The organism is Actinoallomurus acaciae (assembly GCF_042429965.1).
GTDB lineage: Bacteria > Actinomycetota > Actinomycetes > Streptosporangiales > Streptosporangiaceae > Actinoallomurus > Actinoallomurus acaciae.
The window spans coordinates 1-294 of the sequence record NZ_JBHLZP010001320.1 but is presented as its reverse complement, the minus strand read 5'-3'; the positions used below and the strand labels follow the sequence as shown (position 1 = coordinate 294).

Here is a 294-nt window from a genome sequence, read left to right as displayed (position 1 = left end):
ATCGCCCGGCTGCTGTCGTTCCTTCGGACGTTCCTGCTGGTCTTCGCGGTGATCTCGGTCTTCGTCGGGGCGTTCATCATCTTCAACACCTTCTCCATGCTGGTGGCGCAGCGGTCGCGGGAGCTCGCCCTGCTGCGCGCGGTCGGCGCGTCCCGCCGGCAGGTCACCCGGGCGGTGCTCGGCGAGGCCGTCGGCGTGGGCGTCGTGGGGTCGACGTTCGGCCTCGGGGCCGGGGTGGGACTGGCGCTGCTGCTGCAGGCGCTGTTCCGTGCCGCCGGCGCCGACCTCGGCGGC

At 73.1% G+C, this 294-nt stretch carries 1 protein-coding gene; it reads left to right on the top strand.

The window, feature by feature from the left end; translation table 11 throughout:
- A partial coding sequence (locus ACFFNX_RS52320; protein WP_378213937.1) for an FtsX-like permease family protein occupies positions 1 to 294 on the top strand: 294 nt, incomplete at both ends.